At 68.0% G+C, this 9,721-nt stretch carries 9 protein-coding genes; 8 read left to right on the top strand and 1 reads right to left on the bottom strand.

The features are described 5' to 3' along the window. Positions 1-61 precede the first annotated feature (61 nt). The 8 genes from ACREPD_RS20720 to ACREPD_RS20685 all read left to right on the top strand — a co-directional run bounded on the left by ACREPD_RS20720 (position 62) and on the right by ACREPD_RS20685 (position 8,800). Entirely contained in the window at positions 62-1,150 is a 1,089-nt protein-coding gene (locus ACREPD_RS20720) for an acetylornithine deacetylase (protein WP_431601046.1), read from the top strand. 73 nt (positions 1,151-1,223) lie between these two features. Continuing rightward, the gene (locus ACREPD_RS20715; protein ID WP_431601045.1) at positions 1,224-2,552 is read left to right on the top strand and encodes an acetylglutamate kinase; all 1,329 of its coding nucleotides are present in this window, start codon (positions 1,224-1,226) and stop codon (positions 2,550-2,552) included. 5 nt (positions 2,553-2,557) lie between these two features. Further along, on the top strand, positions 2,558-3,157 hold the full coding sequence (locus ACREPD_RS20710) for a GNAT family N-acetyltransferase (RefSeq protein WP_431601044.1): 600 nt from the start codon (positions 2,558-2,560) through the stop codon (positions 3,155-3,157). Continuing rightward, positions 3,154-4,116 carry an N-acetyl-gamma-glutamyl-phosphate reductase gene (argC, locus tag ACREPD_RS20705; RefSeq protein ID WP_431601043.1) on the top strand — a complete coding sequence of 321 codons (963 nt, stop codon included), beginning with the start codon at positions 3,154-3,156 and terminating at the stop codon, positions 4,114-4,116. Before ACREPD_RS20710 ends, argC begins: the two co-directional genes overlap by 4 nt. Positions 4,117-4,128: 12 nt before the next feature. Next, entirely contained in the window at positions 4,129-5,424 is a 1,296-nt protein-coding gene (argH, locus tag ACREPD_RS20700; protein ID WP_431601042.1) for an argininosuccinate lyase, read from the top strand. A gap of 462 nt (positions 5,425-5,886) precedes the next feature. Beyond that, positions 5,887-6,147, top strand: coding sequence for a YciI family protein (locus ACREPD_RS20695; protein ID WP_431601041.1), 261 nt, complete (start codon positions 5,887-5,889; stop codon positions 6,145-6,147). A 13-nt stretch (positions 6,148-6,160) separates the two neighbouring features. Further along, complete coding sequence (gene proB / locus ACREPD_RS20690) at positions 6,161-7,312, top strand: glutamate 5-kinase (protein WP_431601040.1); 1,152 nt, start codon at positions 6,161-6,163, stop codon at positions 7,310-7,312. A gap of 225 nt (positions 7,313-7,537) precedes the next feature. Then, positions 7,538-8,800, top strand: a complete 1,263-nt coding sequence (locus ACREPD_RS20685; RefSeq protein ID WP_431601039.1) for a glutamate-5-semialdehyde dehydrogenase — start codon at positions 7,538-7,540, stop codon at positions 8,798-8,800. Between the two features lie 27 nt (positions 8,801-8,827). Here ACREPD_RS20685 and ACREPD_RS20680 read toward each other — a convergent pair. Further along, a partial coding sequence (locus tag ACREPD_RS20680; RefSeq protein ID WP_431601038.1) for an OmpA family protein occupies positions 8,828-9,721 on the bottom strand: 894 nt, incomplete at its 5' end.

Here is a 9,721-nt window from a genome sequence, read left to right as displayed (position 1 = left end):
GCGCTACGCACTGCATTTGTCGTTGCCGGGCAGAGCCCGGCGCTACCAGGATTCTTGATCCATGCTTGAACAGACCCTCAACCACCTGCAGGCGCTGGTGTCCTTCGACACCCGCAACCCGCCGCGTGCGATCACCACCGGTGGCATCTTCGATTACCTGCGCGCGAACCTGCCCGGGTTCAACGTGGAGGTTATCGACCATGGCGACGGCGCGGTCAGCCTGTATGCGGTGCGCGGCACGCCGCGCTATCTGTTCAACGTGCACCTGGACACCGTGCCCGATTCCCCGCATTGGAGCGCCGACCCGCATGCGATGCGGCGCACCGACGACCGGGTGATCGGGCTCGGCGTGTGCGACATCAAGGGCGCGGCCGCCGCACTGGTGGCCGCGGCCAATGCCAGCGATGGTGATGCCGCGTTCCTGTTCTCCAGCGACGAAGAAGCCAACGACCCGCGCTGCATCGCCGCGTTCCTCGCCCGTGGCATTCCGTATGAAGCCGTGCTGGTGGCCGAACCGACCATGAGCGAAGCGGTGCTCGCGCATCGCGGCATCAGCTCGGTGCTGATGAACTTCGCCGGCCGCGCCGGACACGCCTCGGGCAAGCAGGACGCGGCCGCCAGCGCATTGCACCAGGCCATGCGCTGGGGCAACCGCGCGCTGGACCATGTGGAATCGCTCGCGCACGCCCGCTTCGGTGGGCTCACCGGGCTGCGCTTCAACATCGGGCGCGTGGAAGGCGGCATCAAGGCCAACATGATCGCCCCGGCCGCCGAACTGCGCTTCGGGTTCCGCCCGTTGCCGTCGATGGACATCGACGCGCTGCTGGCCACCTTCGCCGGCTTCGCCGAACCGGAAGCGGCACTGTTCACCGAAACCTTCCGTGGGCCCAGCCTGCCGGCCGGCGACATCGCCGAGGCGGAAAACCGCCGTCTGCTGGCACGCGACGTGGCCGACGCGCTGGACCTGCCGATCGGCAACGCCGTGGACTTCTGGACCGAAGCCTCGCTGTTCTCGGCCGGTGGCTACACCACCCTGGTATACGGCCCGGGCGACATCGCCCAGGCCCACACCGCAGATGAGTTCGTGACGCTGGAGCAGCTGCAGCGTTACACCGACGCCGTGCACCGCATCATCAGCGCCGGCGCCTGACCGAATGACGCCGTCGTGGCCCACCACTGACGGACCTCCCATCGCGGCCACGGCCGCCTGTGACGAAACCGAAATGTCTCCTGCCCTCCAGCCCCACCGCCAGACCCGTCAGACCATCGTGCGCCTGCTTTCCAGCATGGCCAGCGCGAAGGAGATCAGCCAGTACCTCAAGCGTTTCTCGCAGGTGGACGCCAAGCGCTTCGCCGTGGTCAAGGTCGGCGGCGCCGTGCTGCGCGATGACCTCGACGCGCTGACCTCGTCGCTGTCGTTCCTGCAGGAAGTCGGGCTCACCCCGATCGTGCTGCACGGCGCCGGCCCGCAGCTGGACGCGGAGCTGTCGGCGGCCGGCATCGTCAAGGAAACCGTCAACGGCCTGCGCGTGACCTCGCCGGAAGGCCTGGCGATCGTGCGCCGGGTGTTCCAGGCCTCCAACCTGCAGCTGGTGGAAGCGCTGCAGCAGAACGGCGCGCGCGCCACTTCCATCACTGGTGGCGTGTTCGAGGCCGAGTATCTGGACCAGGCCACCTACGGCCTGGTCGGTGAGGTGAAGAAGGTCAACCTGGCCCCGATCGAAGCCAGCCTGCGTGCCGGCTCCATTCCGGTCATCACCAGCCTGGGCGAGACCCGCTGCGGCCAGATCCTCAACGTCAACGCCGATTTCGCCGCCAATGAACTGGTGCAGGAACTGCAGCCGTACAAGATCATCTTCCTCACCGGCACCGGCGGCCTGCTCGACGAAGAGGGCACGGTGATCGATTCGATCAACCTCTCCACCGAATACGACCAGCTCATGCAGCAGCCGTGGATCCACGGCGGCATGCGGGTCAAGATCGAACAGATCAAGGCCCTGCTGGACCGGCTGCCGCTGGAGTCGTCGGTGTCGATCACGCGCCCGGCCGACCTGGCCAAGGAACTGTTCACCCACAAGGGGTCGGGCACGCTGGTGCGCAAGGGCGAGAAAGTACTGCGCGCCACCTCGTGGGACGAGCTGGACCTGCCGCGCCTGAAGCAGCTGATCGAATCCAGCTTCGGCCGCACCCTGGTGGCCAACTACTTCGACAAGACCCGCCTGCTGCGCGCCTATGTCAGCGAGAACTACCGCGCCGCGGTGATCCTCACCGACGAGGCCGAAGGCGTGTACCTGGACAAGTTCGCCGTGCTCGACGACGCGCAGGGCGAGGGCCTGGGCCGTGCGGTCTGGAACGTGATGCTGGACGAAACCCCGCAGCTGTTCTGGCGTTCGCGCCACGGCAACCCGATCAATCATTTCTACTACGCCGAATCCGATGGCTGCTACAAGCAGGACCACTGGAAGGTGTTCTGGTTCGGCGCCGATGGCTTCGACCGCATCCGCACCTACGTGGACCATTGCGCCACGCGCACCCCGAGCCTGGAGGGCTGACCCCGATGAATCATGCCGACTGGACCAAGGTCCCCACGCTGGACGGCCGGCATGCACGGCTGGAGCCGCTGCAGATGGGGCATATCGACGGCCTGCGCGGCGCGCTGGGCGACGGCGCGCTGTCCGAGCTGTGGTACGCCCACGTGCCCAGTGCCAAGACCATGACCGCCTACGTGCAGGACGCGCTGAAGGACAAGGCGGCCGGCAAGGTGCTGCCGTTCGCGGTGCTGGATGCGGACGGCAACGTGGTGGGCAGCACCCGCTACTACGCGCTGGAAGAAGAGATTCCGCGCCTGAGCATCGGCTACACCTGGTACGGCCCCTCGGCACAGCGCACCGGCGTGAACACCGAAGCCAAGCTGATGCTGCTCACCCACGCGTTCGAGCGGCTGAACTGCATCAGCGTGGCGTTTGAAACCAGCTCGCACAACGCCGCCTCGCGCGCGGCCATTGCCCGCCTGGGCGCCACCCAGGAAGGCGTGCTGCGCAACCACAAGCGCCACCCCGACGGCAGCCCGCGCGACACGGTTGTCTTCTCCATCATCGATTCGGAATGGCAGGACGTGAAGCGCGGCCTGCAGGAACGTTTGGACGCACACGCATGAGTACTTCCAGGATTTACACCGTCGGCATCGTCGGTGCCCGCGGCCATACCGGCGCCGAGCTGATCAAGCTGATCGCCGCGCACCCGCAGCTGTCGCTGGGCTTCGTGTCTTCGCGTGAGCTGGCGGGGCAGCCTGTGGCCGATCACCATGCCGTAGAGCGGGGCTCTGCCCCGCTGCTGTTCGAAAACCTCGACGCAGACGCGGTTGCCGCCAAAGGCGTGGACGCGGTGATCCTGGCGCTGCCCAACAACCTGTCGGCCCCGTTCGTGACCGCGCTGGACGCCGCGCGCCCGGACACCGTGATCGTGGATCTGTCGGCCGACCACCGCTTCGAGGGCAGCTGGTACTACGGCCTGCCGGAACTGACCCGGGGCGATTACACCGGCCAGAAGCACATCAGCAACCCGGGCTGCTATGCCACCGCGATGCAGCTGGCGATCAGCCCGTTGCTGGACCAGCTGGCCGGCCCGCCGCAGTGCTTCGGCGTGTCCGGGTACTCCGGTGCGGGCACCAGCCCGTCGGACAAGAACAACCCCGAGCTGCTGCGCGACAACCTCATGCCGTATGCGCTCACCAACCACGTGCACGAGCGCGAAGTGACCGCGCACCTGCGCGTGCCGGTGGAGTTCATGCCGCACGTGGCCCCGCATTTCCGTGGCATCACCATGACCGTGAACCTGTGGCTGCAGCAGCCGCTGGCGCGCGAGCAGATCGTGGACGCCTACCGCCGCTTCTACGCCAATGAGCCATTGATCGAGATCCTCGACGAAGCCCCGTGGGTGAGCCGCATCGCCGGCCGCCACGGCGTGCAGATCGGTGGCTTCGACGTGGCCCCGGGCGGCAAGCGCGTGGTGGTCGTGGCGACCCTGGACAACCTGCTCAAGGGCGCGGCCACCCAGGCCATGCAGAACCTCAACCTGGCCCTGGGCCTGGACGAACTGACCTCGATTCCGCATTGATTGGAGCAAGACATGGCAGACCTTCTTTGGCAGAAGCCCGGCGTGGCGGTAGACGCCAAGATCCAGACCTTCCTGGCCGGCGATGACGTCATCCTGGACCGCGAGTTCTTCCTCTACGATGTTGCCGCCAGCAAGGCGCACGCGCAGGGCCTGGAGAACATCGGCATCCTCGACACCACCGAACGTGCCGACCTGCAGCGCGAGCTGGACGTGCTGGCCGAGGATTTCCGCAGCGGCGCCTTTGTGCTCGACGAGCGCTTCGAGGACTGCCATTCGGCGATCGAAGCGCGGCTGACCGAGCGCCTCGGCGACGCCGGCCGCAAGATCCACACCGGCCGCAGCCGCAACGACCAGATCCTGGTGGCCACCCGCCTGTGGCTGAAGGACAAGCTGCTGCGCGTGGGCGAGCTGAGTCGCGAAATCGCCAAGGTCGCGCTCGACCGTGCCGAGGCCGAGAAGGACCTGCCGGTGCCGGGCTACACCCACATCCAGCGCGCCGTGGTGTCTTCGGCGGGCATGTGGTGGGCCGGCTGGGCCGAGGCCTTCATCGACAACGCCACCCGCGCCCACGACACCTACGCGCTGGTCGATGCCAATCCGCTGGGCACCGCCGCCGGCTATGGCGTGAACCTGCCGCTGGACCGTGCGCACACCACCCACGCGCTGGGGTTTGCGCGCATGCAGATCTCGCCGATCTACGCGCAGCTGTCGCGCGGCAAGTTCGAGCTGGCCGCGCTGGAAGCACTGGGCGGCGCCACCCTCGACCTGCGCCGCCTGGCGTGGGACCTGTCGCTGTTCACCAGCGGTGAGTACAGCTTCGTCGCGCTGCCGGCGCAGTACACCACCGGCAGCTCGATCATGCCGAACAAGCGCAATCCGGACGTGATCGAACTGATGCGCGCCACCCACGCCAGCGTGGCCGCCGCGCGCACCGAGATCGAGCAGCTGCTGTCGCTGCCGTCGGGCTATCACCGCGACCTGCAGGGCAGCAAGGGCGCCATCTTCCACGGCTTCGGCCGTGGCCTGGCCGCGCTGGAACTGCTGCCGGCGCTGCTGGCCAACCTGGAGTGGCGCGAAGACAAGCTGCGCGCCGCCATCGACTCAGGCATGTACGCCACCGACGTGGCCGTGGAAGCGGCCGTGGCCGGCGTGCCGTTCCGCGAGGCGTACAAGGCAGCCGCGGCGGCGTCGGACACCGCAGGGCAGGGGCGTACCCCCGAAGGCAGCCTGGCCGCGCGCGTCTCGCCCGGCGCGGCCGCCGACCTGCGGCTGGACGAACTGCGCACCCGCTGGGCGGCGTTGGTGTAATGGACAAGGCGCGGGTCAGCGGCCTGAGCTGGTGATCCGTGGCGTGGTGCCACCGGTGATCCGTGGCGCGGTGCCATCGGTAATCCGTGGCGTGGTGCCACCGGTGATCCGTGGCGTGGTGCCATCGGTGATCCGTGGCGTGGTGCCATCGGTAATCCGTGGCGTGGTGCCATCGGTAATCCGTGGCGTGGTGCCGTCGGTAATCCGTGGCGTGGTGCCGTCGGTAGGGTCGGTCCCCAGACGACTGCCGATATCGGTGATCGACGCTGGGACGCATGAACTTCACCGGGGTCGCGCGTTCCTTCGGTCCGGTTCATGCGTCAATCGCGCCGATTACTGTTATCGGCAGTCGTCTGGGGACCGACCCTACCGCGCCAACGCCCGCAGCCAGCCCACCGTCACAGCCGCGCCACCTGCCTCAACAGCCACCCGACCTCAACTGCCGATCCAACACGGTGCCTCATGAAAATCTGCTATCTGGTTCTGGTCACCCGCACGCCCGATTTCCGCGATGACGTCGGCGCCGAACACGTCCGCTTCCTCGACGAGGTCCACGCTCGCGACCAGCTGCTCATCACCGGCGGCTTCACCGACAAGACCGGCGGTGCGTATGTGCTGCACAACGTCGCCGACCGCGCCGCCGCGCAGGCTATTGTCGATACCGATCCGCTGATGACCAAGGGCAGCGCCACCGCTACCGTGCACGAGTGGTCCACCCGCTGAGGCAAACCCTGCAATGAGCCAGATCCGCGTGCAGTCCCCGTTCCCCGAACAGCCCCTGCCAAGCTGGAAACGTGCCGTGCTCAAGGTCGGCAGCAGCCTGCTGGCGGCCGACGGTGGCGGGCTCTCGCCGCGGCATGCACTGGGCCTGGCCCAGTTCGTGTCCGCGCACGTGCTGGCAGGGCGCGAGGTGGTAATCGTCTCCTCCGGCGCAGTGGCGGCCGGCCGCGCCATCGTGCCGCGCGCGCTGGAGGCCGGCGCCGCCATGGCCGCGCGCCAGGCGCTGGCCGCGCTCGGCCAGGCGCAGTTGATCGGCCTGTGGCAGCGCTTCTTCGAACGCCCGGTCGCCCAGGTGCTGCTCACCCACGACGACCTTCGCAACCGCCGCCGCTATCTCAACGCGCGCGCCACCCTCAATGAACTGTTGCGGCTCGGCGCGCTGCCGGTGGTGAACGAGAACGACACCGTCTCGGTGGACGAACTCAAGCTGGGCGACAACGACAACCTGGCCGCCACCGTCGCGGCGCTGATCGATGCGGACATCCTGTTCATCGCTACCGACATCGACGGCCTGTACAGCGCCGATCCGCGTCGTGACCCGCAGGCGTTGCCAATCCATGACGTGCCCGAACTGACGACCGAGGTGCTGGCGATGGCCGGCGGCGCGGGCAGCGGGGCGGGTACCGGCGGCATGCACACCAAGCTGGAGGCGGCGGCGAAGGCGGGCCGCGTGGGTATCGATACCTGTCTGTTCAATGGGCGCGATGCCGAGGTGGTGCGCGCGTTGGCGCAGGGCCGGTTGTTCGGCACCCGCATCCATGCCGGGCAGACCCGCGATGCCGCGCGCAAGTACTGGCTGCGGCACGCGCCACTGGAGGCGGGCGCGATCGTGGTGGACGAGGGCGCGGCGGCTGCGCTGCGCGACAAGGGCGCGTCATTGTTGCCGGGCGGTGTGACCGCGGCCGAGGGCGACTTCCGCCGGGGCGACATGGTGCAGGTGCGGTTGCGCACCGCGAGCGGTGAGGTGACCTTGGCGCGGGGCGTGAGCCAGTATTCGGCGAGTGATATCCGCCGTGTGGCCGGGCGCCATTCGCGCGACATTGAAAGCGTGTTGGGCTACAACTACGGTGGCAATGTGATTCATCGGGATGATCTGGTGCTGGTCTGACGGCGACCGTGTCCAACGGGTGTCGCGGTACGCGCACAACCCGTAGAGCCACCCCGCGCCGCATGACCAGCGGGCGCCTGTCCGATGAACGCATCGCCACGCGCCATGATCCATCCGCCGGGAATGGGGCACAGCTGTATGGGTGGCTGAAGTGCCCGGCACGTTCGGAACCACGCACAGCCACCCATGGGGTGGCTCTACGCCGCATTAATCGAGGAAACGGAAATGGTTGCCAGCCCCACTCTTGATATCCGCACGCAGGCGCTTGCCTGCCGCGACGCCGCGCAGGTGCTGGCGCAGCTTTCCTCTGACGCGAAGGCCGCGCTGCTGCATGCCATGGCCGATGCACTGGACGCGGACGCCGATACCATCCTCGCCGCCAACGCACGCGACCTCGCCGCCGCCGAAACCAAGGGCGTTGGCAGCGCCATGCTGGACCGCCTCGCGCTCAACCCGGCGCGCATGTCCGGCGTCAGCGCCGCCCTGCGCGAGGTGGCCACACTGCCGGACCCGGTCGGCATGGTCACCCGCGATGACACCCGCCCCAACGGCATCCGCGTGCAGAAAGTGCGCGTTCCACTCGGCGTGATCGCGATGATCTACGAGGCACGCCCGAACGTAACCGCCGACGCCGCAGCGCTGTGCATCAAGGCCGGCAACGGCGTGATCCTGCGCGGCGGCTCGGAAGCCATCCACTCCAACACCGCCATCGCCGCCTCCCTCAAGCGCGCGCTGCGCGATGCAGGCGTGCCCGATGCCGCGCTGACCCTGGTGGAAGACCTGCGCCGGGAGACCATGTTGGCTCTGCTGCAGCTCAACGACCTGATCGACCTGGCCATTCCGCGCGGTGGGGAAGGGCTGATCCGCTTCGTGGCCGAGCATGCGCGGGTGCCGGTGATCAAGCACTACAAGGGCGTGTGCCACCTGTACGTGGACCGCGCCGCCGACCTGCCCAAGGCCGTCGCGCTGCTGGTGGATGGCAAGTGCAGCCGGCCCTCGGCCTGCAACTCGCTGGAGACGCTGCTGGTGCACGCCGACGTGGCGGCCGAGTTCCTGCCGCAGGCTGCGGCGGCGCTGCGTGCACGTGGCGTCGAGATCCGTGCCGACGCCCGCGCGCGGCAGTGGCTGCCCGAGGCGACGCCGGCCACGGAGGAGGATTACGCCGCCGAATATCTGGACCTGATCATCGCCGTGCGCGTGGTGGATGACTTGACGCAGGCGCTGGCGCATATCCAGCAGTACAGCTCGGACCATACCGAAGTGATCGTTACCGAGGATGCTGCGGCCGCCGAGCGCTTCGTGCAGGCGCTGCGTTCGGCGGTGGTGATGGTCAACGCGTCGTCGCGGTTCTCCGACGGCGGCGAACTGGGGCTGGGCGCGGAAATCGGCATCTCCACCACCCGCCTGCATGCGTACGGCCCGATGGGGCTGGAGGCGCTGACGGTGGAGCGGTTTGTCGTGCGTGGGGAAGGGCAGGTGCGGGCCTGACGGCACCGCACCCGCCGGTCCGGGCGATCAACGCACCGTGTACTCGATCCGCCGGTTCTTCGCCCGCCCTGCTTCGGTACCGTTGTCGGCCAACGGCTGGTTCGAACCGAACCCGCGCGCCACCAACCGGTCCGCCGGCACGCCTGCGGCCACCAATGCCGCCACCACCGCCTGCGCACGCTGTTCACTCAAGGCCTGGTTGCCTGCCGCGTCACCCTGCCGGTCGGTGTGTCCACCCACTTCAACCTTGGTACCGGCCGGTGCACCTTCGATCGCCTCGGCGGCCTTGCCGATCACGTCCTGGCTGCTGCGGGTCAACCGGGCCGAACCGGTCTCGAAGTTCACCGTGGTGAGGTTCAACGCCGCAGTCAGATCGGTCGCCGTGTAGCCGCCCTTGAGCTTGTTGATGGCATCCACCCCACGATCGAACACGCCCTGCACCTCGACATTGGCCAGCTGTTGCTGGAACAGACTGCTGACCGAGGTGCGTTCGGCATCGGGCAGGGCGGAGCTGTCCAGATCCACCTTGTCGCCGGTGAACGCGAACTTCAGCCCGTTCGCCTTCAGGCTCGGCAACATGCCCTTGAGCTTGTCCAGCCAGGCTGCCGGCCGTACGTTGGCATCCACGTCGATCTTGCCCGACAGCTTGTCCCTGCCGAAGGTCTTGGCCAAGGCTTCCCACAGCTCGAACTTCTCTGCCGAGGTGGCAAGCGTGCCGGCCACCGCGATCTTGCCGCCGTTGTTCTTGAACGAGAAGCGCGGTTCGGCACTGGCCACCGCCGTACCTGCCGTTGGCGTGGCAGGGGTGGTGGTGCTTTCGCTGGTGCGCGGCGGCAGGGTGGTCTTGTTGCGCATGGTCCAGCCGCAATAGGCCAACGCAAGCAACGCAAGGATGGGCAACACCCAGCGCCAGAGCCGGAA

This window comes from Stenotrophomonas sp. (assembly GCF_050737075.1).
Taxonomy (GTDB): domain Bacteria; phylum Pseudomonadota; class Gammaproteobacteria; order Xanthomonadales; family Xanthomonadaceae; genus Stenotrophomonas.
This window is presented reverse-complemented; position numbering and strand designations above follow the sequence as displayed.